Consider the following 24,287-nt stretch of genomic DNA (forward strand, 5'->3'; position numbering starts at 1 on the left):
AGCGCGTCCTGTTTTCACTTGATTCATGTTCTTGTCACGGAGACAAGTCGGCCATGGACAATGCCACACGCTCCGAACGATCCCGCAACGCTGCGCTCGAAGCGGCGATCAGGATCATTGCGCGCGACGGGCCCGGCCGGCTGACGCTCGATGCCATCGCGCGCGAGAGTGGTCTCAGCAAGGGCGGCGTGATGCACCAGTTCCGCACCAAGGAAGCTGTGCTCAAGGCGCTGCTGGAGCGGCAGATGGAGCATTTCGAGGAATTCTCGACCGGCTATATGGCGAAGGTGAGCGCAACCTCGGCAAATCCCAATTTGGCGACCCAGCTCGCCACCGTGCGGGAAGCGGCCACGTCGCCGAATTCCGCCGCGCTGGCGCTCGTTGCGGCCATGGTCGAGAACCCCGGCCTGATGATGTTGCCGCGTGAGCGGGAGATGAAGAGAGTGGCGGCCATCAAGGCGGAGTCCGCCGATCCCGATCTCGCGCTGTTGCGCTGGGCTGCGGCCCGTGGACTGCTTTTGAGCTCGCTATTCGGCATGTCGCCGCTCAGCAAGGACGAGCATGATCGCCTGTTTGCGCGTCTGCTCGACGACGGGCAATGGGCCGGCGTCGAGCAGCCGGCCAAGGAACGGCCGGCCAAGGAACAGCCGACCAAGGCACGCGCCGCAAAGTCCGGCGCAGCACCGGCGGCAAAGGCCGCAACCCCGCGCAAACGCGCCTGATTCATCATTAACAAATTCCAACCGGCCGCTGCCCAAAGCTGCGCCTGCGGCCAAATGTGCCAGGTGTCATCTTCGCAGTTTACAAACCAACTGGTCGGTTTTATATATAACAACACTGAGGCGGCCCCAGGCTTCTGAATTGGCCCTGGACGATGCCTTGGGTTGGCAATGGTGAGCCCCGCAGCCGCGTCTGGCCCCACACGCGGCTGCGGTCGCCTTTGCCTTTCGACGAGCCGCAAAAGGAGTTTCTGCAATGGATCGCTCGATCGCCCTGCGCGGTCTGGGAATGCTGGTGCTTGGCGCGGCCGTCGCCGGCTGCGCCTCGGTTGCGCCCGTGCCCTATTCGGAGATGGCGTCCTCGGCCTACATGGCCCCGGACAAGTCGGATAGCTCCGGCCGCGTGCCCTACCGCTACTCCACACCGGTCGACTGGCACGCTTATCATAAAGTGATGCTCGATCCGGTCGTGGTCTACCGCGGCAAGGACCATCAGTTCGGCGACATCTCCGACAAGGACAAGGCGACACTCGCCGCCTACATGCAGAACTGCTTCGCAGATCGGCTGCGAGGCCGCTTCGCCGTGGTGCGTGAGCGCGGGCCGAACACGCTTCGGATCAGGCTCACGCTCACCGGCGCCGTCACCAACACGCCCGTGCTCGGCACGCTTTCGCGTTTCGACATGGCCGGCGCGGTCTACAACGGCGTGCAGGCCGCGCGTGATGGCGAGGGAATGATGACCGGCTCGGTCATCTATGGCGTCGAGATCTTCGACGCCGCAACCTCGCGCCTGATCAGCGCCTACGTCACCAAGCAATACCCCGGCGCCTACGACATCAAGGCCAGCGTCGGCGCGCTCGCGGCCGCCACCGCCGGCCTTGATAAGGGCGCCGACGCGCTGATGGCACAACTCAACTGACGCTCAAACCCAGCCAACGAAAGGTGCCGCTGATGAACTTTCTCCTTCGCTTCGTGCTGCGCGTCGCCATCACCGTCGTGATGATGGTGCTCGGCGGCCGCGCCGGCGCCGTCACGCCCAATGATCCCAGCGGCACCTGGCTCGTCGAGGACGGTCGCGCGCGTATCAGGCTGGAGCGATGTGGACCGACGCGCGACCGCATCTGCGGCTTCATCGTCTGGATGAAGGAGCCGGCCGACAAGCGCGGGCAGCCTCACCGCGACAAGGAAAATCCCGACCCCGACAAGCGCCCCCGCGCGCTGCTCGGCCACCAGCTGATCATGGGCCTGCAGGCGACGTCCGATGGCCGGTTCGCCGGCGACATCTACAATGCCGAGGACGGCAAGTTCTATTCGGTCTCGCTCTGGCGTGAGTCCGCCGACCGCCTCAAGCTCAAGGGCTGCCTGATCAAGTTGTTGTGCCAGACCCAGACCTGGCAGCAGACCCTCGACGTGCAGCCCGGCCAGCTGGTCGGCCTGACCGGCGACCTCAACGGCCCCCGCGCCGACAAGGAGTGGGCCGCCGCGCCCGCACCGAAGCCGATACAGGTCAAGACGGAAGCCAAAACGAAATAGCCGCGCGTCAGTCGCGCCGATCACCTCAACCCCGCGCGCCGAAACCCCTCCAGATAATGTTCGCGATCCGCATCGTTCGCCCACGGCAGTTGCGTCGCGATCCAATGCAGTGAGATGTTGGGCTGGGTGCGGCGCAGCTCTCCCAGCGCCATATCCGCGAGCGCGCCGTCGCCGGTCATGCCGGCGGAAACGGCGAGCACGCGATAGGCGCCGGTGAGATCGCCGCGATGGCGGATCGCCTCGCGCGCGAGCGCGATCGCCTCGTCATACCGCCGCTCGGTGAAGCGCGCATAGCCGGCGATGCCGTAATAGATCGCCAGCGACGGATCGCGCGGCGAGAGCCTGATCGCCTTTTGCGCCGCCTCGAACGAGTCGCTAGGTCGTCCGGCATAGGACAGCGCCAGCGCGTAATAGCCCTGTGCCAGCGAGAAGTTCGGGTTGAGCGCGAGCGCCTGCTCGAACTCGGACAGCGCGTCCGCAAGCCGGCTCGTCGAGAAGCAGACGCTGCCGAGCGCGGCATGGGCCCAGGCATTCTCGTGGTCGCAGCGCATCGCGGCGAGCGCGGCGCTCTCCGCGATCGGCGCCGTCGTGGCGAGCTCCGCCCAGCCCAGATGCACGCCGAACATGTGGCTCGCCGCCAGCACCGCCAGCGCCTGGCCGTAATCCGGATCGATCGCGATTGCGCGCTCGAGCAGCTTCTGCGCCGCGGCGTGGTCCTGCGGCGTTATCCGCCAGTAATGCGACAGCGCCTGCATCAGCAGGTCCCAGGCATCAAGGCTCGATGGAGGCTTGCGATGCGTACGAAAATTCTCCGCGGCGTGGATCTGCGGCTCGATCGCCGCGACGATCCGCTCGGTGATCTCATCCTGCACGGCGAAGACGTCGACCAGCTCGCGGTCGTAGCGCTCGGCCCAGAGATGCCCGCCGGTGGTGGCATCGTTGAGCTGCGCGGTGATGCGCACGCGGTTGTCCACCTTGCGCACGCTGCCCTCGACGATGTAGCGGACGCCGAGCTCCTCGGCGATCTGCTTGATGTGGACCGCGCGCCCCTTGTAGGTGAAGGACGAGTTGCGGGCGATCACGATGAACCAGCGCTGCTTCGACAGCGCGGTGAGGATGTCCTCGCTGATTCCGTCGCCGAAATATTCCTGGGCGGGATCACCGCTCATGTTCTCGAAGGCGAGCACCGCGATGCCCGGACGGTCGGCGGCAACGCGCGGGGAACCCGGTGCGACCTCGGCCGGAACAGGCTTTGCTGCCAGATCTTCCCGAACTTCGCCGACGAAACGAAAGCCCTTGCGTGGAATCGTCTTGATCAGCCGCTGCGTCGCTCCATCGTCTCCCAGCGCCTTGCGCGCGGCGTTGATCCGGCTGTTCAGCGCGGAATCCGAGACGATGCGATCGCTCCAGATCTGGCTGATCAGGTCATCCTTGCTGACCACCCGCGCGCGTTCCGCGACCAGATAAAGCAGGAGATCGAACACTTGCGGCTGCAACGGAATGGCCGTCCCGCCGCAGGTCAGCTCCCGCAGGTTGCCGTCGAGCACATTGTTTTCAAAGAGAAATCGCACGTTTCTGTCGTCTCAAGCAAAAATCAAAGTCGTCTCAGGCGAAAATCAACCGTCCGCGAAAGTCAGGGCACGTCCGATGCGGCATGGTGCAGCGACCAATGAAGTGCCGATGTTTTGGCACAACGGAGCTGCTTATGACTCAAATTGATCATCAGGTTCATTCCCTGCGCCCCGACGTTTCGGGCTCGAGAGTTTTCAAGTTCATCGCCTTTCTTTACGGAATTGCGGCGTATCTCGTGTTTTTCGTTACGATTGTCTACGCGATCGGCTTTGTGATGGGGCTGGTGGTGCCGAAGACCATCGACACCGGCACCGACACGCCGACGGCCGAAGCCGTGATCATCAATCTGCTGCTGATGACGCTGTTCGCCGTTCAACACAGCGTGATGGCGCGCCAGCGCTTCAAGGCGTGGTGGACCCGATTCGTCCCCAAGCCGGTCGAGCGCTCGACCTATGTGCTGTTGGCGAGCCTGTCATTGCTCCTCCTGTTCTGGCAGTGGCGACCGTTGCCGTCGGTCATATGGGACGTCGCCGATCCGGATCTTGCCGTGACGCTGGTCACGCTGTCGTTCGCAGGCTGGGTGCTGGTGTTCATCTCGACCTTCATCATCAATCATTTCGAATTGTTCGGATTGCATCAGGTGACCAACCATCTCGTCGGCAAGGAGGCCGCGCCGCCGCGGTTCAAGACGCCGCTGCTCTACAAATTCGTCCGTCACCCGATCTATCTCGGCTTTATCATCGCCTTCTGGGCGGCACCGACCATGACCGCAGGCCATCTGCTGTTCGCGGCCGTGACCACGGCCTACATCTTCGTCGGCATCGCGCTGGAGGAGCACGATCTCGTCGATCTCTTTGGCGACGAATACCGGCAGTACAAACAACGGGTGTCGATGCTTATTCCCTGGCGCCGGTCAGTCTAGCCGCCGTGTGTTCCGTCGCGCGTCCGCCGATCGGAGGACGCGCGACAGGACTTCATTCGCTATCCAAGGATCTGAATCCCAATTTCCACCTCAGGAGACAACCAAGATGAAACATGTCGGACACTGCTTCTGCGGCGCGGTCACGGTCGAGGTCACGGGCGAACCAGCGGCGATGGGCTATTGTCACTGCCGTTCCTGCCGCTCGTGGTCGGGCGGACCGGTAAACGCTTTCAGCCTGTGGAAGCCGGAGGCCGTGCGCATCACCGAAGGCGCGCAGAACGTCGAGACCTTCGTCAAGACGCCGCTCAGCCAGCGCAAATATTGCGGGAAGTGCGGCGGTCATCTCATGACCAACCACCCGCCGCTCGATTTGATCGACGTCTTCACCGCCACCATCCCGACGCTCGCCTTCACGCCCGGCGTCCACGTCAACTATTCCGAGACGGTGCTGCCGATGCGCGACGGCCTGCCCAAGCTGAAGGATTTTCCCGCCGAGTTCGGCGGCAGCGGCGAGATGGTGCAGGAGTAGCGGGCCTTCTTCCCTTCTCCCCTTGTGGGAGAAGGTGGCGCGAAGCGCCGGATGAGGGGTTTTCTCCAATCGCGAGACTGCTCGTGAGGACAGAGACCCCTCACCCGGCTTCGATGCTACGCATCGAAGCCACCCTCTCCCACAAGGGGCGAGGGTGCACCGTCATTGTGGAGAGAAGGATCTACCTCATCCCCGCGCGCCGAAATCCTTCGAGATAATGCGCGCGGTCCTCTTCCCGCAGCATCGGCAGCTCCCGCGTGATCCAGGCGAGCGAGATGCCGGGCTGGGTGCGTCGCAATCCTTCCAGCGCGGAGGCGGCGAGTGCGGGATCGCCGGACATGCCGGCGGCCGCTGTCAGCACGCGATGCGCGCCGACGAAATCGGCCCGCTGCCGCATCGATTCCCGCGCCATCTGCATGGCGTCCTCGTAATTGCGGCCGATGAACTGGGCGTAGCCGGCAACGCCGCAATAGATCGCAGCAAGCGGATCGCGCGGGCTGAGCTGTAGCGCGCGGCGTGCAGCCGCATCGCCGTCCTGCCAGCGTCCGGCGTAGCATAGCGTGACGCCGTAGAAGGCGTGGGCCATCGCGAAATTCGGATTGAGCGTCAGCGTCAGCTCGAATTCCGCCAGCGCGTCGTCGAAGCGACGCCGGAACAGATAGGCATAGGCGAGACCGTGATGGGCCCAGGCGTCGTCGCGATCGGCCTCGACCGCGGCAAGCGCCGCGCGTTCGGCAACCGGGACAGTCGCGGCCATATCGGCCCAGCCCATATGCGCACCAAAAATGTGGCTGGTGGCGAGCAGGCCCAGCGCCTTGCCATAGGCGGGGTCGATCGCGATAGCCTGCTCGAGCAGCGCCTGCGCCGATGCATTGTCCTCGCGCGTGATGTGCCAGTAATGCGACAGCGCGCGCATCACGAAGTCCCAGGCGTCGAGGCTGCCCGGCGGCTTCTGCTGGGCGCGAAAATTTTCGGCGGCGTAGAGCTGCGGCTCGATCGCGGCGACGATGGCTTCGGTGATCTCGTCCTGTACGGCAAAGATGTCGGCAAGCTCGCGGTCGTAGCGCTCGGCCCAGAGATGGCCGCCGGTCGAGACATCGTTGAGCTGGGCGGAGATGCGCACGCGATCGCCGCTTCGCCGCACGCTGCCTTCGAGCACGTAGCGTACGCCGAGCTCGCGCGCGATCTCGTGGAGATGCACGGCGCGGCCCTTGTAGACGAAGGAGGAGTTGCGCGCGACGACGAAGAACCAGCGCAGCTTCGACAATGCGGTGATGATGTCTTCGCTGATGCCGTCGGAGAAATAGTCCTGCTCGCGGTCGCCGCTCATATTGGTAAAGGGCAGCACGGCGATCGCGGGGCGGTCGGGCAGCGCAGGTATCTCGTGCGACGTTGTGACGCTGCGGCGCGGTTCCATCGCTGCCGCGGCGGACTTGGTCTCGACGTCGCCGACGAAGCGAAAGCCCTTGCGCGCGATGGTGCGGATCAGCGCCTGGTTCGCGCCGCTGTCGCCGATCGCCTTGCGCGCGGCATTGATCCGGCTGGTCAATGTCGATTCGGAAACGCTGCGGCCGTGCCAGATCTTGTCGATCAGCTCGTCCTTGCTGACGACCCGGTCGCGGTTCTCCATCAGGTGGACCACGAGGTCGAAGACCTGCGGTTCCACGGACACGGGAACCTGCTCGCGACTCAGCTCGCGCCGGTCGGTATCGAGAAGGTGGTCCTGGAACAGAAACTGCACGTCGAAAACTCAGACCTCACAACGACATCAGGCAATAATGAAATCAAATGGGATTCGACTTGAAGTCTGTGAGTCCGCGGGAAGGTCAGTTCGGTTCACCGCGAGGCCAGATGGCTGCTATGCCATTTGCGCGGAGGAATGCAACCTGAGTTAGAAGGTGACCACTTAAAGTGTGGACAGGAATGCGACTCGCGTCGCCGTCATTGCGAGCGCAGCGAAGCAATCCAGAATCCCGCCGCGGCGACAGTGTGGATGACGGTGCTGAGACAGCGAGCGCGACATCTCACCAATGTGCTGGCTTTTGTCGGGACGACATTGGCCGTGTGTCCAACAGTGAATGTTCATTGCTCCGCTGGATATCCTGCGTAAGCTGTCGCCACATAAACCAAGCCAGCCGCAAAGAAACGCCCATGCCCGCTTTTCCCGCCTCGACCACCGTGCTCGACTCCGTGCTGTTTCGCGATGCCTTCGGCACGCCTGCGATGCGCGAGGTGTTTTCCGACGTCGCGCTGGTCGCGCGCTATGCCGAGATCGAGGTGGCGCTGGCGAAGGCGGAGGCGCGATGCGGCGTGATCCCGCAGGAGGCCGCCGACCAGATCGCGGCGCGCACCGATGTCGCTGCGCTCGACTTCGATCTGCTGCGGCAGGAGACCGACATCGTCGGTTACCCGATCCTCCCGTTGGTGCATCAGATGGTGAAGCAATGCGGCGAGGCCGGCCGCTATGTGCATTGGGGCGCGACCACGCAGGACATCATGGACACCGCCGTGGTGCTGCAATTGCGCGCGGGGCTGGAGATTGTCGAGCGCGATATCGCCGAGCTGCGCAAAATCCTTGCCGATCTCTCCAAGCGCCATCGCGACACGCCGATGGCCGGCCGCACCCACCTGCAGCAGGCGCTGCCGGTGACCTTCGGTTACAAGACCGCGATCTGGCTCGCGATGTTCGACCGCCATGCCGAGCGTCTTGAGCAATTGAAGCCGCGGGTTCTCGTCGGTCAGTTTGCGGGCGCCGCCGGCACGCTGGCCTCGCTGGGCGACAAGGGGTTCGAGGTGCAGGAGGCGCTCTGCGCCGAGCTGAAGCTCGGCGTTCCCGCCTCCACCTGGCATGTCGCGCGCGACGGCTTCGCCGAAGCCGTGAATTTCCTCGCGCTCGTCACCGGCTCGCTCGGCAAGATCGCGCTCGATATCATGATCATGGCCTCGACCGAGTTCGGCGAGGTCTACGAGCCCTTCGTCAAGGGGCGCGGTGCCTCCTCGACCATGCCGCAGAAGCGCAACCCGATCTCCTCGGAGCTGATGCTCGCCGCATCCAAGGCCGTACGTCAGCACGCCGGGTTGATGCTGGATGCCATGGTGCAGGATTTCGAGCGCGCCACCGGTCCGTGGCACGCCGAATGGATGGCGATCCCCGAAAGTTTCGTGCTGACCGCAGGCTCCCTTCATCAGGCGAAGTTCGCGCTCGCCGGCCTCATCGTGGACGAGGCAAAGATGAACGACAACCTCGCCCTTAGTCGCGGTCTGATTGTGGCCGAAGCGGTCATGATGGGGCTGGCGCCGCAGATCGGCCGGCAGGATGCACACGACGTGGTCTATGACGCCTGCCTGCTCGCCAACGAGACGGCCATCAGCCTCGCCGACGCGCTGTCGGCCGATCCGCGCGTCGCAGCCCAGATCGATCGCGCGACCATCGAGGCCCTCACTTCGCCGAAAAATTACCTCGGTCTGGCGCCTGATATGGTCGACCGGGTGCTGAAATCGGCAACGCGTTGAAAACCAAGCTGCGTGAAACTCCGTATCTTCACGTCTCGCAAGACGCTCGCACACTTGTGTCTTGAGATGCTAGACTTAGATTGAACGAGAGATTCCGACAGGGGACCCGGCATGACCGATCAACGCGATTCCGTGACTTCCATCGACCCCGTGAAACTCGACCGGCTGGCCGAGGTGGCGGTGAAGGTGGGACTGGGCTTGCGGCCGGGACAAGACCTTCTCTTGACGGCGCCGGCGATCGCGCTGCCGCTGGTTCGCCGCATCGCTGCGCACGCCTACAAGGCCGGCGCCGGCATCGTGACGCCGATCCTCTCCGACGAAGAGATGACGCTGGCGCGCTATCGCCACGGCCACGACAACAGCTTTGATCGCGCCGCCAACTGGCTCTACGAGGGCATGGCGAAGGCGTTCTCGAACAACACTGCGCGTCTCGCCATTGTCGGCGACAATCCGATGCTGCTGTCGGGCGAAGATGCTTCCAAGGTCGCGCGCGCCAGCAAGGCCAATTCCATGGCGTATCAGCCGGCGCTGGAAAAGATCGTCAATTTCGACACCAACTGGAACATCATCGCCTATCCGAGCCCGTCCTGGGCGAAGCAGGTCTTCCCGAACGATCCCGAAGAGGTCGCGGTCGGCAAGCTCGCGGACGCGATCTTCGCGGCGTCCCGCGTCGATCGCGAGGACGCTACGGCCAATTGGGCGAGTCATAATGCGGTGCTGCGCGAGCGCACCAACTGGCTCAACGGCCAGCGCTTCCGCGCACTGCAATATTCAGGGCCGGGCACCGACCTCACCATCGGCCTGGCTGATGGCCATGAATGGGAGGGCGGTGCCTCGCTCTCCAAGAACGGCATCAGCTGCAATGCCAACATTCCGACCGAAGAGGTCTTCACCACGCCGCATTGCCGGCGGGTCTATGGCCATGTCGTGAGCTCGAAGCCGCTGTCTTACCAGGGCACGCTGATCGACAACATCGCGGTGCGCTTCGAGGACGGCAGGATCGTCGACGCCAAGGCTTCGCGCGGCGCGGAGGTGCTGAACAAGGTGCTCGACACCGACGAGGGCGCACGCCGGCTCGGCGAAGTGGCGCTGGTGCCGCATTCCTCGCCGATCTCGCAGAGCGGGCTGTTGTTCTACAACACGCTGTTCGACGAGAACGCTGCGTCCCACATCGCGCTCGGCCAGTGCTACTCGAAGTGCTTCGTCAACGGCGCGCAGCTCACCCCGCAGCAGATCGCCGCGCAAGGTGGCAACCAGAGCCTGATCCATATCGACTGGATGATCGGCTCGGCCGAGACCGACATCGACGGCATTCTGGCCGACGGCAGCAAGGTCCCGGTGTTCCGCAAGGGCGAGTGGGCGAAGTAGGGCTTTCCGCTCACGCTGCCGCGTTGCGCAGCATCGGGTTGCTGTCGATGCTGAAGCGGTTGAACAGCGTCGTGAACGGGCTCCCGTCGGTGGCCCGCACGATGGCGTCGGAAGCCGCGACGGCCTCGTAGAGTGCGCCGACCGGATCGCTCGCCTCCGGCAGGTCGAGCGCGGAGCGGATCTCCTCTCTCGCCTCGTTGACGTCGTCCTCGTCGTCGAGTGTCGCCTCCAGCGCGTCCGCGGCACGCCGCATTTCCTGGAGATCGCCGCCGGCGGAGAATTTGAGGATGTCGAGCCAATAGGGGCGGGCGACGACGAGTTGGATGAACGCGTCGAAACTGTCTGCGATAACGCCCGCGCGTCCTTCCGATGAGACGTAGAGTACATTCTGCGGCGGCAGCAGTATGAAGGCGCCGCCTGAGCCGTCACTGCCGATCTGCCGGGGGCTTTCGACGCCGTCGATCGTGAACCAGGGCTCCTCGTCCGTCGCGAACGAGACATCGAGGCTGCCAAGCCAGGCGACGACCTCGCCTTGGGCAGTCAGAACCTCTGGGGTCAGGGGCATCGATGGGCTCCTTCCAAGTCGCTTCGCGCAATTTGTCGCACCCCGGGAAAGATGGGTTCATGTGCACGAATTTGCACGGAAATCTCGACGTTAACCGCTTCGCATCTGCAACTTGCGGCTGATTATCGGGGCCTGCGTAAGGAAGAATTAAAAACTGGCTACTAGCGTCCCGAGGTCATTCGAAACAAGCCGGGATTTAAACCCGGTTAATCATATTCTACCTCCAGGGGAAGCAGATGTCGCGGGCATTGATTGAAATCGGTAGTTGCAATGTGGATCTGGAGCTGCGGCCGATCGAGCCGGCCTGGATCATCGAGGGCAACCCGGTCTCGCGCTCGCACATCCTGTCGACCAGCTCCGACGGCACCTCCTCGACCATCATCTGGTCCTGCACCGAAGGCCGTTTCAACTGGTACTATGATTTCGACGAGACGATCATGATCCTGGAAGGCTCGATCGTGCTCGAAAGCGACGGCATGCCGCCGAAGCGCTACGGCGTCGGCGACGTCGTCTTCTTCCGCGATGGCGCGCATGCCAAATGGCATGTCGAAGGCCACGTCAAGAAGATCGCCTTCTGCCGCAAGACCAATCCGGCCGTGATCGGCTTCATGATCCGCGCCGTCAACAAGCTGAAGCGCATGTTCCTCTCGCCCGGCGAGCGCCGTCCCGCGACACTGATGGGCGCCGGCTAATCTCATTCAAGGACGCTTCCCAGCGGCCACGACGGAAGAGGGGGCGGGACCAACATCCCGGCCCCTCTTTCGCGTCATGACGGCAGTTCGAGCCGGTAGACGTCGGTCGCGGTCTGCGAGAACAGCGCCGTCTTCTCCGCTTCGCTCAGGGGTGCCGCGATGCGCTTGAACGCGTTGAAGATCACCTGATAGCTGCACTGGCCCTTGTCCGGCGGGAAATTGCTTTCGAACATCGCGCGCTTCGGCCCGAATGCCTCGATGCAGGTTTCGACATAAGGCTTCCACGCCGCGGCGAGTTCCTCGGATGACGGCGGTTTGGCGCGCAGATGGAAGTCGTAACCGAGCAGGCACATCGCGAGCCCGCCGAGCTTCACCACCACGTTCTCGCATTTCGCGATCTCCTGGATCGAGGCGCGCCACTGCGGAAACACCTCCTCGCGTCGTCCCGCAAAGCGGCCGACCCCGGCCGGCCCGCCGCAATGGTCGAGCACGATTTTGGTGTTCGGAAAGGCGCGCGCCAGCTCGGTCAACTCGCCGATCTGCGGATGAAACAGCCAGGCATCGAAGCTGAGGTTCAGGCGCGCAAGGCAGGCAAATCCCTTGCGGAAAGTCGGGTCCTGCAACAGTCCCTTCGGCCGGTTCGCATACATGCCGGCGACAACGGGGTCCTCGTCCCAGGCGGATGAATGCCGGATGCCGCGGAAGCGGCCATTGCCGGCGGCGATCTCCGCCTCCAGCACGGGCTTGGCCGCATCGCCGAGCAGCAGATTCACGTGGCTGACGATGCCGGCGCAGATCGCGGCCTTGCCGTAACCACCGCTCGCGCTCATCGCGGCGACGCCGTTGGCGAACTCGACTTCGCCCACGGGCCGAAACGCCTCGGGCCCATGCGCGCGATACATCGAGCGGCAGTCGACATAGACGGTGGCGATGATGTTGTGGCCGGAGGCGATGTCGGCGGCCATCTCCTCGATCAGATAGCGATGGCCGCGATTCCAGAGATGATGATGCGGATCGACGATCGGCCGCGAGGGATCAATGATCTCCTCCTGATATAGCGCGAGCCAGTCCTCGCGCGGCTCGACGAATAGCCCGCTGGTGTTGGCAGGCAGACCGCTTGCAGCCATCGACGTTCGCTCCCTCTGTTTTTTATGGCGGGAGCCTAGCACCTGATCTCGTCACGCAGCAGCGCGTGTTGCTCAGAGCACCATGGCAGCGGCGGAGGAGGTGCGCTCCCTCTCCCGCTTGCGGTTCGCTTGCGGGAGAGGGCTGCGGAGAGGGTCTCTCCAGAGTGGGCCAGTCCCCCAGATAGTCGCTCACCCGGCGCTGTGCGGCGAGTTCGAGGCTTCATCGATGCGAAAATCGATCCGGCCTTAGTCCTCCCGCCGCGTCGCCCTTACGTCGACCACCAGCCTCCAATCGGCAGCGGTGGCAGGCTTGACCTCACCGAGCCAGTGGAAGGAATCAACGGTGATCTCGGTAAAACTCCAGCGCGTCAGGTCGCCGGCTTCGGTCGTGCCTTCCTGCACAATGTCCTCACCGTGCGGGCGGCCGATCTGTTGGCGGAACACGCTCCGGCCCGGATCGAACCAGGAAATCCGCCAAGCGGAAATGGAGGGATCGTAGACCCGCAGCGTCGTGCCGTACCAATTGCCGGCGACCGGGAAGGCCGGCGCGCCCGCGGGGCGGGGAATGATCCAGACGTCCTGGATGGCGCGGCCCTCCAGCACCCAGCCAAAATGGATCTCGCCGGGTGCGATGTGTTTCGTTCCGTCTGCGCCGTGGGCGGTGATCTCGGCATCCCAATCACCGACGAAGCGGCCATAGAGCTGAAGCGCCGCCGCGTGCTCGGGGTTGGGTCCGTCCGCGTGCAAAAATCTCGCAAAGTCGGCCATGTCGATCTCCTGTTGCAAGGAGATCAGCACTAACGCACCACAGCCGGCTTGGAGAAAATTGCGGCGTCAGACCCCGTCGAGGATGATCACCGTCGGCGTCGTCGGCAGAGTATCCCGCGATATCCGCAACGAACGCTCGGTGCGGCGGTCGATCTCGAACTGTCGCCCGATCAGGCGCATGAACTCGTCGAGCGGGGTGGCGAAGCGGTGCATCGGCAGTACCACGGAGGCGCGCAAACGCTTGGTGATCTCCGAGACGCCGTCGAGCGACATGGTGTAGGTACCGTCGATCGGCACCATCACGATGTCGAGCCGCCCGATCTGGGCGAAATGGCTGTCGTCGAGCTTGTGGTGCAAATGGCCGAGATGGCCGATGCAGAGGCCCGCGACCTCGAAGATGAAGATCGAGTTGCCGTCGCGGATCATATCGGTGCCGGAATCGTCGCCGAAATAGCGGCGGATGTCGGTGGTGACATTGCGGATGAAAGTATCGCCGATGCGTTCCGAAACAACCGCGGGCTTGCCGTCCTCGCCCCAGCCATGCAGCACGTGGGGAATGCGCTTGTCGGGATTGAGCGAATAGTGGGTGCTGTGGGCCCGGTTCATGGTGACGACATCGGGCAGCCGGCCGACCTGATAGGCGCCGCTATAATCGGTCGCGATGCGCACCCCGCCCGGCGTGTCGATGAAATAGGTGGAGTGGCCGGCATAGGTGATCTCGACCTCGGCCGCGGCGGCTGCCTGCCGGAAGGCGACCGGCGTGGCGCGGGGCGCGGCATTCGCCATCGCCAGGCACTCGCTGCGTTGAGGTGGCTGCTGGGCGAGGGCAGGTGTAGCCAGCCAGCCGAGAAACGCAAAAGCCGTCAGCCATGGCCGAAACATGCAGAACCGCCCGCCGTTCATCGACGATCTGCTGAGTGTACCTACGAATTATCCTCGCGTCATGTGGTGCCGGCCAGCCGCGCCAATCCACCGCTTGCCTCAATCAGTTTCACGGCCTTCTTGTCGAAGGACATGAAAGTATCGGCTCCAAGCCAGTTGCCTTCGTGGGCGATGACGCCATCTGCGAAATCGCCCCCGGCATCGAGGAGCGCCAATCCTGCTTCGGCTGTCGGCCGGTCCACGACCGCATTGGAGGCATTGATCAAGTGCCGGATCGAAGCCGCGATATTCACAGCGGAGGTTTTGTAGCCTCGCGAGAGGACCCAGACCAATTCGCACAATGCGGAGATCGAGATGGCCACTACGTCTGCTTTCTTGAGAAGGGCTTCGGCGGCCTTGCTCTGTTCGGCATTATCCCCGACCAGAACCCGTACCAGGACGTTGGTGTCGGGTGTTATCTTCATCTCTTGCCGGCCCAGCCGTCAGCAATGATCTCGTTCATCTCCTCGATAGACAGCGATCGACCGTTCGTTTTTCCTTTCAGGAAGCCGAAGGCGTCCGAAATCTTTCCGGTGGGCCGAGCTGCCTTCACCTCAACTCGTCCTCCGGGGAGCTTTTCAATCGAGATCTTGTCGCCGGGATGCACACCGAGGTGGTCCAGGAGGTCTTTCCGCAGCGTAACCTGCCCCTTTGCCGTGACGGTGAGCGTGCTCATGGGAATCCCTCAATCCTTGAGATCAACAAGTAAGGCAATTCATCCTTACTTTCAAGGGGCGTCCCTCACTCCCGCCTTGGGCTGAACCTCCAGGTCATCGCCACCAGGCCCGCGGTGATCAGTCCGCTGACGATGCCGGCGGTCGGCAGCGTGAGCAGCAGCGCGGCGGTGGCGGCCCAGCCGATCGAGGAGAAGGCCTCGGCGAAGGTCGCAAGCCGCGAAGACGTCTGGCGGCGGCGGAACTGGCTGCGCCGGGCCTGGATCCGGAACCAGAGCTGGATCGCGGTGGCGGAGGCCGCACTGATGATGATCGTGGCGGCCGTGATCGCAGCCTGGAACGGCGAGGCGAAAACCAGCGCCGCCACCAGCGGGCTGAAGATGACGGCGATCGCGATCAGCACCACTTCGATCTTGGCGCGGATGACGCTTGTGGGCGTCAGCGGCGCGGTCGCGACCAGATCGGGCGCGTCCTCGCCGGAGATCGTCAGCCAGGCGAGCCCGCCGGCAAGCTGACCCGCGGCCATCACGATGACGGGCGAGATGAGCGTCAGCGCCGCTGAGCTGTCGGCAAAGCTGCGCCACAGCAGCAGCGCCGGCGGCACCAGATAGAGCAGCTGCATCAGGGTCTGCGAGATCAGCCAGGGATCGCGCCAGAGCAGCACGAACTCCTTGCGTCGCAGCGCCTGCTGGCGGGATCCGCCGCGGAACGGACGTTCCTTCGCGCGCTTACGGCTGGATGTGCCATAGGCGGCAGCGTCGATCGCGGTGTCGGCGAAGCGACCCGAGAAGACCGCCATCACGCATCCGAGCAGCACCAGCCCGAGTGCGAGGAGGAGCAGCAGCGCCTCGCCGTCGCCCATGGTCGCCCGCGCCGGCCACCACCAGATGCTGTCGACGTCGGGCGCGTGGGCGGCGAGCGTGCCCGACGTCAGGATGGTGAAGCGCGACAGCGTGCCGTAGGAGATGATCGCCGCGACCTGCAGCGCGATGACGAAGCCCGCGCCGATGATCGCAGCCAGGATCTGGGCCACGAAGCGCGTGCGCGCCGGGCCGATCAGGCGAAACAGCAGGATGGTGACGGCGATCGCGACCGCCGCCGACGACAGGCCCATCGCGACGACCACGCCGAAGGCCGCGAGCCAGCGCGGCCCGCCGCCGATCACCAGCACGTCGATGAACGGCGTCGAGAACAACAGCGCCATTGCCGTGACGGTGAGCGCGATCGCGGCGATGCGCACCGAGAACAGATTGGCCAGTGTCGCCGGTGAGGACATGATGAGGTCGAGATCGGCGCGGGCATAGAACACCCGCGTCACCGATTCGATCGCTTGCGACAGCATCAAGGTCCAGGCCAGAAAGATCGTGGCCGAGATCACGATCAGCGAGGATTTGTCGAGCGGCAGTTGCAAATTGGCGAAGCGGCCGATCACGGCCCAGGCTGGCACGTGCAGCAGTGCGGCGAAGAACAGCAGGCCGATCACAGCGGCACGGGCGCGCCTGCGCCGGCCACCCGTCATCATGGCGAACCATTCGCGCCAGGCGAGCCGAAGCTCGTGACGGGCAAACCACGAAAGAGCGGTCGCCGAGCTCATGCGGCTTCCTGCAGCGTCACCAGTGCGATGAAGAGATCTTCGAGGCTGGTGTCGGCATGGCCGTTCTGCTGGCGCAATTCGGTGAGCGTGCCCTCGGCGACCAAGCGGCCCGCCGCGATCACGCCGATGCGGTCGGCCATGCGCTCGGCGACCTCCAGAATATGCGTGGTCATGATGATGGTGCAGCCGGCACGGACGCGCTCGCTCAACAGGCCCTTCACATGGCGGGCGGAGACGGCATCCAGCCCGGTCAGCGGCTCGTCGAGAATGATGAGGCGGGGATCGTGCACCAGCGCACCGGCAAGCGCCACCTTCTGGCGCATGCCCTTGGAAAATCCCTCGCAGCGTTCGTGCCGGTGCGGTTCGAGCCCGAGCGAGTTCAGGAGCTCCTCGGCGACTGGTTTCGAAACGGACGGCGCGATGCCCCAGAGGCCGGCGACGAATTCGAGATATTCGAGCGGGGTGAGCTTGTCATAGATCATGGGCTCGTCGGAGACCCAGGCCATCACCTGCTTGGCCGCGACGGGATTTTGAAGCGCATCGATGCCGAAGATCGAAACGCCGCCGTCATCGGGCCGCAGCAGGCCTGCAACCATGCGCAAAGTGGTGGTCTTGCCGGCGCCGTTGGGGCCGACCAGCGCATAGAATTCGCCGGCATGGATGGTGAGATCGAGGCTATCGACCGCCAAACGGTCAAAACGCTTCGTTAACCCCAAGACTTCGAGTGCCGAGCTGTCCGGCTTCATGACGGCCACACCATCCGGTTTTGCATCGGTCGCGACCATGACCCGAAGATGTTTCGGCACGGTGAATCGCGCTGCCGCAAAATCCGGCATCCGCCTTGGACCAAGGCTTGGACTAAGGGCAAGTCACCGTTTGTTGACAGGGCTTGGCGGTTCAGGCTGAATTGGCGCCGGGACAAATGGCGGCTGACGCGGCGAAACGACTGCGCAGCGGCTGGACACAAGATGCGGCAAGGCGGTCGTCAAGAACCGCTGGTTGCATCGGGAGGACGCGGCGATGCTGGATTTCGTTCAGCAGCTGGTCAGCGGTGTTGCGCTCGGCTGTGTCTACGGCCTGATCGCACTAGGGTTCGTGCTCGTCTACAAGGCCACCGAGGTCGTCAATTTCGCCCAGGGCGATCTGATGATGCTGGGCGGCTTCTTCGCCTTCACCTTCATCGGCATGATGGGCCTGAACTACTGGATCGGCTTCGCCGGTGCGGTGGCCGCAATGGCGCTGTTCGGCATGCTGGCGGAGCGGATCGTGGTGCGGCCGATCCTCGGCTATCCGCAATTCTCCATCATCATGGCTACCATCGGCCTCGGCTACTTCCTGCGCTCGGTCGCCGGGATGATCTGGGGCACCGACGATTTCAAGATCGAGACGCCGTTCAGCCAGGGCGTACTGCGCATCGGCTCGCTGGTGCTCGCCCATGACAAGCTCTCGGTGATCGCAGCGACGATCATCCTGTGCGCGCTGCTCTGGCTGTTCTTCAACAAGACCACGCTCGGCACCGCGATGCGCGCAAGCTCCGAGAACATGCTGGCGGCGTACTACATGGGCATTCCGGTCAAGCGCGTGGTCTCGATCGTCTGGGCGATCAGCGCGGCGGTGGCGACCTGCGCCGGCGTGCTGCTGGCGCCGATCACCTTCATCCACTCCAATGTCGGCCTCGTGCTCGGGCTGAAGGCGTTTCCGGCCGCGGTGCTCGGCGGCTTCGGCTCGATCCCCGGCGCCGTCGTCGGTGGCGTGCTGATCGGCGTGATCGAGAGCATGGCCGGCTTCTATCTGGCGGAGGGCTGGAAGGACGTCGCGCCCTACATCGTGCTGCTGGCCGTGCTGCTGCTGAAGCCCGAAGGCCTGTTCGGCCTTCACGCCCGCAAGAAGGTCTGAGCGCATGCGCTTCCTGTTCAAGACCGACTATGAGGACGACATCAAGCTCTTCCCGCATTCCGGCTACGTGGTCTCCTATGGCCTCTTGCTCGCCGTGCTGCTGATCGCGCCTTACGTGCTCTCCAGCTATCTGATGAGCCAGCTCGTGTTCGTCTGCATCTATGCGACCGTCGGCGTGGCGCTGATGATCCTGACCGGCTTTACCGGGCAGGCCTCGCTCGGGCATGCAGCGTTCCTCGCGATCGGCGCCTACACGGCCGCTTACCTCCAGAAATATAATGTGCCGTTTCCAGTCTACTTCCTCGCCGCAGGCGTCCTGACCGGCTGTATCGGCGCGCTGGTCGGCTTTCCGGCGCTGCGACTGCAGGGCATCTATCTCGTCATCGCCACGATCTCCTTCGCTTTCATCGTCGAGGAGATTCTGGCGCGCTGGGAGAGCGTCACCAACGGCAATGAGGGCATGCGGGTCAAGGCGCTGTCGCTGCTCGGCGCGACGGTCTCGCGCGACAGTCCGACCTTCTATTTCCTCTGCCTCGCGGTGCTGGTGCTGACCATCGTCGGCACGCTCAATCTGCTGCGCTCGCCGACGGGGCGCGCCTTCGTCGCGATCCGGGACTCAGAGACCGCGGCGCGCAGCATGGGCGTCAACGTCGCGCTCTACAAAGTCAAATCCTTTGCTATCTCGGCGGCGATTACCGGCTTTGCCGGGGTGCTGTTCGCGCACAAGCTCTCCTTCATCTCGCCGGAGATGTTCACGCTGCAGCTCTCGATCGAGTTCATCATCGTGATCCTGATCGGCGGTACCTTCAGCCTGCACGGCGCCGTGCTGGGCGCGATCTTCATCGTGATGCTCGATCCGTTCCTGACCTACCTCAAGGACGACATGCCCGGCATCATCGCCGGTATCGCCGCGATGTTCGGCGCGGGCACGGCGACCGTGGCGAATGTCCAGTCCAAGGTCGCGGCCTTTGCCTCGCTGAACGGGCTGAAGGGCGCGATCTACGGCATCATTATCATGCTGTTCGTGCTGTTCGAGCCGCTCGGCATCTACGGCCGCTGGCTCAAGATCAAGCTCTTTTTCCAGCTGTTCCCGCTCTACAAGCGCGCCACCTTCAAGCGGCAGAAGATTTACGTGAAGTCGGAGCGCAACCGATGAGCTATTTCCGCGCCGAGAACCTGTCGCTGCATTTCGGAGGCCTCAAGGCCGTCGATGCGGTCTCGTTTGCGGTCGAGAAGGGCGAGATCCTCTCGATCATCGGACCAAACGGTGCGGGCAAGAGCTCGATCTTCAATCTGATCTCGCGCATCTACCGGCCGACCTCGGGCCGCATCTTCTTCGAGGACCACGACATCACGGAAGAGCCGCCTTACGATATCGCAAGACTCGGCATCGCGCGCACCTTCCAGAACATCGAGCTGTTCGAGAATGCGACGGTGCTGTCCAACCTTCTGGTCGGGCGCCACCGCCATTCCACCACGCAGCTCTGGCAGGAATTGCTGTTCCTGCCGAGCGTGCGTGCCAACGAGAAGGTGCACCGCCGCCGGGTCGAGCAGGTCATCGAGTTCCTCGATCTCGAGCCGTATCGTGACAAATTGATCTCGGGCCTGCCCTACGGCGTGCGCAAGGTGATCGAGCTCGCGCGCGCGCTCTGCTCGGAGCCGAAGCTGATCCTGCTCGACGAGCCGTCCTCCGGCCTCAACCTCGAGGAGACCGACGACATGTCGTTCTGGATCCGCGACATGAAAAGCGAGCTCGGCGTGACCGTGCTGATGGTCGAGCACGACATGTCGCTGGTCAACCGCGTCTCGGACCGCGTCATCGCGCTGAACTACGGCCGCGTGCTGGCGATGGGCTCGCCCATTGAAGTTCAGCAGCACCCCGATGTCGTCGCCGCGTATCTGGGAGCCTGATGCATGGATGCGACCCCGGCACCCGACATCATCCTGAAGCTCTCCAACATCGAGAGCTATTACGGGCCGATCATGGCGATCCGCGGCATCTCGCTCGAAGTGCCGCGCGGACGCATCGTCACGCTGCTGGGCGCCAACGGTGCCGGCAAGACCACGGTGCTGAAGACCATCTCGGGCATTCTCGATCCGCAAAAGGGCTCGATCGAGTTCATGGGCAAGCCAATCCAGCGCATGGAGGCCGATCGCATCGTTCGCCTCGGCCTCAGTCATGTGCCGGAAGGGCGCGAGGTGTTCCCGTTCCTCTCGGTGCGCGAGAATTTGATGATGGGCGCCTATCCGCGCCGGGATAGCGACGGCGTCGCCGAGGATCTCGAGCGGGTCTACGGATACTTCCCACGGCTTAAGGAGCGCATCAACCAGCCGGCCGGCCAGCTCTCGGGCGGCGAGCAGCAGATGCTCGCGATCGGCCGCGCGCTGATGAACCGGCCGACGCTGTTGCTGCTCGACGAGCCGTCGCTCGGCCTGTCGCCGATCCTGGTGAGGGAGATCTTCACCATCATCCGCCGCGTCAACGAGGAGCAGGGCATGTCGATCCTGCTGGTCGAGCAGAATGCGCGCGTGGCGCTGGAGACGGCGCACTATGGTTACGTGCTGGAGATCGGGCGCGTCGTGATGAACGACAGTTGCGACCGCTTGATGCATTCCCAGGACATCCAGGAATTCTACCTTGGCGCCAAGGAAGCCGGCGCACGAGGCGAGCGGCGCTGGAAAAAGAAGAAGACCTGGCGATGATACTTGGCGATGAAGCGTTTGCGTTAAGGCGACAACCGAGGAGACGCGCATGGCCCGACCGGCGGTGCTGACGGTCGCTGATACGATCGCGAGAAGTTTCCTGCGCGCAGCAGAGGTGCGCGGCGACAGGCCCGCGATCCGTGAGAAGACATTCGGCATCTGGCAGCCGACGAGCTGGCGCGAATGGCTGCAGATCTCCAAGGAGATCGCCTACGGCCTTCACGCGATCGGCTTCAGGCCCGGCGACGTCGGCTCCATCGTCGCCAACGCCGTGCCCGAATGGGTCCATGCCGACATGGGAATCCTGTGCGCCGGCGGTGTCTCCTCCGGCATCTATCCGACCGACGCGTCGGCCCAGGTCGAATATCTCCTCAACGATTCCGCGACGCGGGTGATCTTCGCCGAGGACGAGGAGCAGCTCGACAAGATCCTCGGCTGCCGCGCACGCTGCCCCAGCCTGCAACGGATCGTCGTGTTCGACATGGAGGGCCTCAGCGGCTTCTCCGACGACATGGTGATGTCGCTCGACGAGTTTCGCGCGCTCGGCCGCAACCACATGGTCGGCCGCGAGGCGCTGTGGCAGGAGATGATCAGTTGCCGCAGCGCCGGCGATTTGGCCATCCTCGTCTATACGTCCGGCACGACAGGCCCGCCCAAGGGCGCCATGCATGCCAACCGCAGCGTCACGCACCAGATGCGGCATGCCAACGACTTCATTCCGGCGCGCGAGGACGAGGATCGGCTGATCTTCCTGCCGCTCTGCCACGTCGCCGAGCGCATCGGCGGCTATTACATCTCGGTCGCGCTCGGCTCGGTGATGAACTTTGCCGAGAGTCCGGAGACCGTGCCGGACAATCTGCGCGAGGTGCAGCCGACCGTGTTCCTCGCCGTGCCGCGCATCTGGGAGAAATTCTATTCGGTCATCACCATCGCGCTGAAGGACGCGACGCCGCTCCAGCAATGGGTCTATCGCCGCGCCATCGGGATCGGCTATCGCATGGTCGATTGCCGGATCGAGGGCAAGGCGCCGTCGCTGGTGCTGCATCTCGCCAACCTCGTCGCTTACCAGCTCGCCTTTCGCAACATCCGCCGCATGATCGGGCTCGACCGTTGCCGTATCGCCTTCACCGGCGCGGCGCCGATCGCACCGGATCTGATCCGCTGGTATCTCGCGCTCGGCATCGACATCCACGAGGTCTACGGCCAGACCGAGAATTGCGGGGTTGCGACCATGATGCCGGGGTCGCGCATCAAGCTCGGCTCGGTCGGCACGGCGGTGCCTTGGGGCGAGGTCGCGCTGTCGCCCGACGGCGAGATCCTGATCAAAGGCGACTTCCTGTTCATGGGCTATCTGAACCAGCCCGAGAAGACGGCCGAGACCATCGACCACCGCGGCTGGCTGCACACGGGCGACGTCGGCACGATCGACCATGAGGGCTTCGTCCGCATCACCGACCGGATGAAGGACATCATCATCACCTCCGGCGGCAAGAACATCACGCCGTCGGAGATCGAGAACCAGCTCAAATTCTCGCCCTACATCTCCGACGCCGTCGTGATCGGCGACAAGCGGCCCTATCTCACCTGCCTTGTGATGATCGACCAGGAGAATGTCGAGAAATTCGCCCAGGATCACGACATCCCTTTCACCAATTACGCCAGCCTGTGCCGGGCCAGCGAGATCCAGAACCTGATCTGGCACGAGATTGAAGGCGTCAACGCGAACGTCGCGCGCGCCGAGACCATCAAGAAATTCCACCTGATCGAACGCCAGCTCACCCCGGAGGACGAGGAGCTGACGCCAACCATGAAGCTGAAACGCAATTTCGTGAACAAGCGCTACGCCGCAGAGATCGACGCAATGTATCTCGCGCGCGCGGTGGCTTAGTGCGCAAAGAAAATCAGCGAAGGAATGATGGCCCCGCCCTTCGCATCATACGGGCCCAAGGAGAGGAGACGTCAATGTCGAAATCGTTGAAGGCGTTCGGCCTTGCTGTGGGCGCGCTCGCGCTCACCTGTCAGCCGTCCCTAGCGCAAACCAAGGTCACCAATGAGGGCATCTCGGCGGGCGAGATCGTCATCGGCACTCATCAGGATTTGTCGGGCCCGATCAAGGTCTGGGGCGTGCCGGTCTCCAACGGCATGAAGATGGCGGTCGAGGAGATCAATGCGGCCGGCGGCATCCAGGGGCGCAAGATCAAGATGATCCTTGAAGACAATGGCTACGATCCGAAGAAGGCGGTGCTCGCCTCGCAGAAAATGGTCGAGCGCGACAAGATCTTCGCGATGATCGGTCCGATGGGCTCGCCGACGGTGCTCGCCGCGCAGGACATCCTGTTCGACGCCGGCGTGCCCCAGCTGTTTCCGCTGACGGCTGCCGAGTTCACCTTCAAGTTCGATCCGGCCAAGCCGCAGGAGCGGCTCAAGTTCAATAACCTGCTGCCTTACGTCGAGAGCACCCGCGCCGCGCTGAAATACATGGTGGAGTGGAAAGGTTTTCAGAAGCCCTGCATCATGCATCAGGACGACGAGTACGGAAAGAATGTGCTCGACGGCTTCAACCAGCAGCTTGCTGCGATGAAGATGCAGCCCGCCTCGATCACGAGCTACAAGCGCGGCGCGTCCGATTTCAGCGCGCAAGTGGCCAAGATGAAGTCCGACGGCTGCGATCTCGTCGTGCTCGGCACCGTGATCCGCGAGACCATCGGCGCGATGGGTGAAGCCAGGAAGCTCGGCTGGGACGTCACCTTCCTCGGCGCCACGCCGACCAACGTGCTGGAGGTCCCGACGCTGGGCAAGGAGGCGGTCGAGGGACTCTATGCGGCCTCGGGCTTCGAGATTCCCTATGAGGACACTGCCAAGGGCAAGGTCCACGACTGGCTGATCAACTACAAGAAGATGTTCAACACCGACGCCAACACGCAGGCGATCATCGGCTACAACGCGGTGATGACGTTTGCGTTCTATGCCGACAAGGCCGGCAAGGATCTGACTGGACAGAAGATGCTGGACTCGCTCGAGTCCGGTGACAAATTCCTCGACATCTTCAACTCACCGCCGACCAAATTCTCCAAGACCGACCACCTCGCCAACACCATCACCCAGGTGCAGCAGGTCAAGGGTGGCCGCTGGGTGCTGGTGAAGGACAATCTGATGTTTTGATCTCTCGCCTCTCTCCGCTTGCGGGGAGA

Annotated in this window: 24 protein-coding genes; 14 read left to right on the forward strand and 10 right to left on the reverse strand. The window is 63.7% G+C overall.

Features of this window, described 5'->3' with window-relative positions; translation table 11 throughout:
• Nucleotides 1-53 precede the first annotated feature (53 nt).
• The 3 genes from ABID58_RS03945 to ABID58_RS03955 all read left to right on the forward strand — a co-directional run bounded on the left by ABID58_RS03945 (nucleotide 54) and on the right by ABID58_RS03955 (nucleotide 2,252).
• Nucleotides 54-722: a TetR/AcrR family transcriptional regulator gene (locus ABID58_RS03945; RefSeq protein WP_354031593.1), complete on the forward strand. Its 669-nt coding sequence runs from the start codon at nucleotides 54-56 to the stop codon at nucleotides 720-722.
• A 253-nt stretch (nucleotides 723-975) separates the two neighbouring features.
• On the forward strand, nucleotides 976-1,638 hold the full coding sequence (locus ABID58_RS03950) for a DUF3313 domain-containing protein (RefSeq protein ID WP_354031594.1): 663 nt from the start codon (nucleotides 976-978) through the stop codon (nucleotides 1,636-1,638).
• A gap of 32 nt (nucleotides 1,639-1,670) precedes the next feature.
• Complete coding sequence (locus tag ABID58_RS03955; RefSeq protein ID WP_148754368.1) at nucleotides 1,671-2,252, forward strand: DUF2147 domain-containing protein; 582 nt, start codon at nucleotides 1,671-1,673, stop codon at nucleotides 2,250-2,252.
• Between the two features lie 20 nt (nucleotides 2,253-2,272).
• Here the strand turns inward: ABID58_RS03955 and ABID58_RS03960 are convergent, their stop codons facing one another.
• A complete protein-coding gene (locus ABID58_RS03960; protein ID WP_354031595.1) occupies nucleotides 2,273-3,823 on the reverse strand; it encodes a winged helix-turn-helix domain-containing protein in 1,551 nt (516 codons plus the stop codon).
• Between the two features lie 134 nt (nucleotides 3,824-3,957).
• Here ABID58_RS03960 and mddA point away from each other — a divergent pair, with 134 nt between their 5' ends.
• Together mddA and ABID58_RS03970 are read left to right on the forward strand one after the other, a co-directional pair.
• Nucleotides 3,958-4,746, forward strand: coding sequence for a methanethiol S-methyltransferase (gene mddA / locus ABID58_RS03965; protein ID WP_354031596.1), 789 nt, complete (start codon nucleotides 3,958-3,960; stop codon nucleotides 4,744-4,746).
• Nucleotides 4,747-4,852: 106 nt separating this feature from the next.
• Nucleotides 4,853-5,275: a GFA family protein gene (locus tag ABID58_RS03970; RefSeq protein WP_148754365.1), complete on the forward strand. Its 423-nt coding sequence runs from the start codon at nucleotides 4,853-4,855 to the stop codon at nucleotides 5,273-5,275.
• 181 nt (nucleotides 5,276-5,456) lie between these two features.
• Here the strand turns inward: ABID58_RS03970 and ABID58_RS03975 are convergent, their stop codons facing one another.
• Nucleotides 5,457-7,016, reverse strand: a complete 1,560-nt coding sequence (locus ABID58_RS03975; RefSeq protein WP_354031597.1) for a winged helix-turn-helix domain-containing tetratricopeptide repeat protein — start codon at nucleotides 7,014-7,016, stop codon at nucleotides 5,457-5,459.
• 410 nt (nucleotides 7,017-7,426) lie between these two features.
• Between ABID58_RS03975 and pcaB the strand changes: the two genes are divergently transcribed.
• Nucleotides 7,427-8,788, forward strand: coding sequence for a 3-carboxy-cis,cis-muconate cycloisomerase (pcaB, locus tag ABID58_RS03980; protein WP_354031598.1), 1,362 nt, complete (start codon nucleotides 7,427-7,429; stop codon nucleotides 8,786-8,788).
• Nucleotides 8,789-8,899: 111 nt separating this feature from the next.
• Nucleotides 8,900-10,156, forward strand: coding sequence for an aminopeptidase (locus tag ABID58_RS03985; RefSeq protein ID WP_148755924.1), 1,257 nt, complete (start codon nucleotides 8,900-8,902; stop codon nucleotides 10,154-10,156).
• A gap of 10 nt (nucleotides 10,157-10,166) precedes the next feature.
• Here the strand turns inward: ABID58_RS03985 and ABID58_RS03990 are convergent, their stop codons facing one another.
• Nucleotides 10,167-10,721, reverse strand: coding sequence for a hypothetical protein (locus tag ABID58_RS03990; RefSeq protein ID WP_354031599.1), 555 nt, complete (start codon nucleotides 10,719-10,721; stop codon nucleotides 10,167-10,169).
• A 236-nt stretch (nucleotides 10,722-10,957) separates the two neighbouring features.
• Between ABID58_RS03990 and ABID58_RS03995 the strand changes: the two genes are divergently transcribed.
• Nucleotides 10,958-11,413, forward strand: a complete 456-nt coding sequence (locus tag ABID58_RS03995) for a cupin domain-containing protein (protein ID WP_354031600.1) — start codon at nucleotides 10,958-10,960, stop codon at nucleotides 11,411-11,413.
• 74 nt (nucleotides 11,414-11,487) lie between these two features.
• Here the strand turns inward: ABID58_RS03995 and ABID58_RS04000 are convergent, their stop codons facing one another.
• From ABID58_RS04000 to ABID58_RS04030, 7 genes are all read right to left on the reverse strand, one after another.
• A complete protein-coding gene (locus tag ABID58_RS04000) occupies nucleotides 11,488-12,540 on the reverse strand; it encodes an amidohydrolase family protein (protein WP_354031601.1) in 1,053 nt (350 codons plus the stop codon).
• 246 nt (nucleotides 12,541-12,786) lie between these two features.
• Nucleotides 12,787-13,308: a hypothetical protein gene (locus ABID58_RS04005; RefSeq protein ID WP_354031602.1), complete on the reverse strand. Its 522-nt coding sequence runs from the start codon at nucleotides 13,306-13,308 to the stop codon at nucleotides 12,787-12,789.
• 66 nt (nucleotides 13,309-13,374) lie between these two features.
• Complete coding sequence (locus ABID58_RS04010) at nucleotides 13,375-14,190, reverse strand: MBL fold metallo-hydrolase (RefSeq protein WP_354031603.1); 816 nt, start codon at nucleotides 14,188-14,190, stop codon at nucleotides 13,375-13,377.
• Between the two features lie 59 nt (nucleotides 14,191-14,249).
• Complete coding sequence (locus tag ABID58_RS04015) at nucleotides 14,250-14,654, reverse strand: type II toxin-antitoxin system VapC family toxin (protein WP_354031604.1); 405 nt, start codon at nucleotides 14,652-14,654, stop codon at nucleotides 14,250-14,252.
• Nucleotides 14,651-14,905 carry an AbrB/MazE/SpoVT family DNA-binding domain-containing protein gene (locus tag ABID58_RS04020; protein WP_354031605.1) on the reverse strand — a complete coding sequence of 85 codons (255 nt, stop codon included), beginning with the start codon at nucleotides 14,903-14,905 and terminating at the stop codon, nucleotides 14,651-14,653. Before ABID58_RS04020 ends, ABID58_RS04015 begins: the two co-directional genes overlap by 4 nt.
• A gap of 65 nt (nucleotides 14,906-14,970) precedes the next feature.
• Nucleotides 14,971-16,497: a permease gene (locus tag ABID58_RS04025; protein ID WP_354031606.1), complete on the reverse strand. Its 1,527-nt coding sequence runs from the start codon at nucleotides 16,495-16,497 to the stop codon at nucleotides 14,971-14,973.
• Nucleotides 16,494-17,243, reverse strand: a complete 750-nt coding sequence (locus ABID58_RS04030; protein ID WP_354031678.1) for an ABC transporter ATP-binding protein — start codon at nucleotides 17,241-17,243, stop codon at nucleotides 16,494-16,496. Before ABID58_RS04030 ends, ABID58_RS04025 begins: the two co-directional genes overlap by 4 nt.
• A gap of 274 nt (nucleotides 17,244-17,517) precedes the next feature.
• Between ABID58_RS04030 and ABID58_RS04035 the strand changes: the two genes are divergently transcribed.
• The 6 genes from ABID58_RS04035 (at nucleotide 17,518) to ABID58_RS04060 (ending at nucleotide 24,258) form a co-directional block, all read left to right on the forward strand.
• Nucleotides 17,518-18,393, forward strand: coding sequence for a branched-chain amino acid ABC transporter permease (locus ABID58_RS04035; RefSeq protein ID WP_148755916.1), 876 nt, complete (start codon nucleotides 17,518-17,520; stop codon nucleotides 18,391-18,393).
• Between the two features lie 4 nt (nucleotides 18,394-18,397).
• Entirely contained in the window at nucleotides 18,398-19,549 is a 1,152-nt protein-coding gene (locus ABID58_RS04040; protein ID WP_354031607.1) for a branched-chain amino acid ABC transporter permease, read from the forward strand.
• Nucleotides 19,546-20,304, forward strand: a complete 759-nt coding sequence (locus ABID58_RS04045) for an ABC transporter ATP-binding protein (protein WP_354031608.1) — start codon at nucleotides 19,546-19,548, stop codon at nucleotides 20,302-20,304. The genes ABID58_RS04040 and ABID58_RS04045 overlap by 4 nt, the downstream gene beginning before the upstream one ends.
• Nucleotides 20,305-20,307: 3 nt before the next feature.
• Nucleotides 20,308-21,096, forward strand: coding sequence for an ABC transporter ATP-binding protein (locus ABID58_RS04050; protein WP_148755913.1), 789 nt, complete (start codon nucleotides 20,308-20,310; stop codon nucleotides 21,094-21,096).
• Nucleotides 21,097-21,145: 49 nt separating this feature from the next.
• Nucleotides 21,146-22,984: an AMP-dependent synthetase/ligase gene (locus tag ABID58_RS04055; protein WP_354031609.1), complete on the forward strand. Its 1,839-nt coding sequence runs from the start codon at nucleotides 21,146-21,148 to the stop codon at nucleotides 22,982-22,984.
• Nucleotides 22,985-23,058: 74 nt separating this feature from the next.
• Nucleotides 23,059-24,258 carry an ABC transporter substrate-binding protein gene (locus ABID58_RS04060; RefSeq protein WP_148755911.1) on the forward strand — a complete coding sequence of 400 codons (1,200 nt, stop codon included), beginning with the start codon at nucleotides 23,059-23,061 and terminating at the stop codon, nucleotides 24,256-24,258.
• Nucleotides 24,259-24,287: the final 29 nt, after the last annotated feature.

The sequence above is a fragment of the Bradyrhizobium sp. S3.2.6 genome (assembly GCF_040546885.1).
In the GTDB taxonomy this organism is placed as follows: domain Bacteria; phylum Pseudomonadota; class Alphaproteobacteria; order Rhizobiales; family Xanthobacteraceae; genus Bradyrhizobium; species Bradyrhizobium cytisi.

What these genes read in the sequence shown, in the direction of transcription:
- ABID58_RS03945 (WP_354031593.1), top strand. Translation starts at nt 54, where the DNA reads ATGGACAATGCCACACGCTCCGAACGATCCCGCAACGCTGCGCTCGAA.
- ABID58_RS03950 (WP_354031594.1), top strand. Translation starts at nt 976, where the DNA reads ATGGATCGCTCGATCGCCCTGCGCGGTCTGGGAATGCTGGTGCTTGGC.
- ABID58_RS03955 (WP_148754368.1), top strand. Translation starts at nt 1,671, where the DNA reads ATGAACTTTCTCCTTCGCTTCGTGCTGCGCGTCGCCATCACCGTCGTG.
- mddA (WP_354031596.1), top strand. Translation starts at nt 3,958, where the DNA reads ATGACTCAAATTGATCATCAGGTTCATTCCCTGCGCCCCGACGTTTCG.
- ABID58_RS03970 (WP_148754365.1), top strand. Translation starts at nt 4,853, where the DNA reads ATGAAACATGTCGGACACTGCTTCTGCGGCGCGGTCACGGTCGAGGTC.
- pcaB (WP_354031598.1), top strand. Translation starts at nt 7,427, where the DNA reads ATGCCCGCTTTTCCCGCCTCGACCACCGTGCTCGACTCCGTGCTGTTT.
- ABID58_RS03985 (WP_148755924.1), top strand. Translation starts at nt 8,900, where the DNA reads ATGACCGATCAACGCGATTCCGTGACTTCCATCGACCCCGTGAAACTC.
- ABID58_RS03990 (WP_354031599.1), bottom strand. Translation starts at nt 10,721, where the DNA reads ATGCCCCTGACCCCAGAGGTTCTGACTGCCCAAGGCGAGGTCGTCGCC.
- ABID58_RS03995 (WP_354031600.1), top strand. Translation starts at nt 10,958, where the DNA reads ATGTCGCGGGCATTGATTGAAATCGGTAGTTGCAATGTGGATCTGGAG.
- ABID58_RS04000 (WP_354031601.1), bottom strand. Translation starts at nt 12,540, where the DNA reads ATGGCTGCAAGCGGTCTGCCTGCCAACACCAGCGGGCTATTCGTCGAG.
- ABID58_RS04005 (WP_354031602.1), bottom strand. Translation starts at nt 13,308, where the DNA reads ATGGCCGACTTTGCGAGATTTTTGCACGCGGACGGACCCAACCCCGAG.
- ABID58_RS04010 (WP_354031603.1), bottom strand. Translation starts at nt 14,190, where the DNA reads ATGTTTCGGCCATGGCTGACGGCTTTTGCGTTTCTCGGCTGGCTGGCT.
- ABID58_RS04015 (WP_354031604.1), bottom strand. Translation starts at nt 14,654, where the DNA reads ATGAAGATAACACCCGACACCAACGTCCTGGTACGGGTTCTGGTCGGG.
- ABID58_RS04020 (WP_354031605.1), bottom strand. Translation starts at nt 14,905, where the DNA reads ATGAGCACGCTCACCGTCACGGCAAAGGGGCAGGTTACGCTGCGGAAA.
- ABID58_RS04025 (WP_354031606.1), bottom strand. Translation starts at nt 16,497, where the DNA reads ATGAGCTCGGCGACCGCTCTTTCGTGGTTTGCCCGTCACGAGCTTCGG.
- ABID58_RS04030 (WP_354031678.1), bottom strand. Translation starts at nt 17,243, where the DNA reads ATGAAGCCGGACAGCTCGGCACTCGAAGTCTTGGGGTTAACGAAGCGT.
- ABID58_RS04035 (WP_148755916.1), top strand. Translation starts at nt 17,518, where the DNA reads ATGCTGGATTTCGTTCAGCAGCTGGTCAGCGGTGTTGCGCTCGGCTGT.
- ABID58_RS04040 (WP_354031607.1), top strand. Translation starts at nt 18,398, where the DNA reads ATGCGCTTCCTGTTCAAGACCGACTATGAGGACGACATCAAGCTCTTC.
- ABID58_RS04045 (WP_354031608.1), top strand. Translation starts at nt 19,546, where the DNA reads ATGAGCTATTTCCGCGCCGAGAACCTGTCGCTGCATTTCGGAGGCCTC.
- ABID58_RS04050 (WP_148755913.1), top strand. Translation starts at nt 20,308, where the DNA reads ATGGATGCGACCCCGGCACCCGACATCATCCTGAAGCTCTCCAACATC.
- ABID58_RS04055 (WP_354031609.1), top strand. Translation starts at nt 21,146, where the DNA reads ATGGCCCGACCGGCGGTGCTGACGGTCGCTGATACGATCGCGAGAAGT.
- ABID58_RS04060 (WP_148755911.1), top strand. Translation starts at nt 23,059, where the DNA reads ATGTCGAAATCGTTGAAGGCGTTCGGCCTTGCTGTGGGCGCGCTCGCG.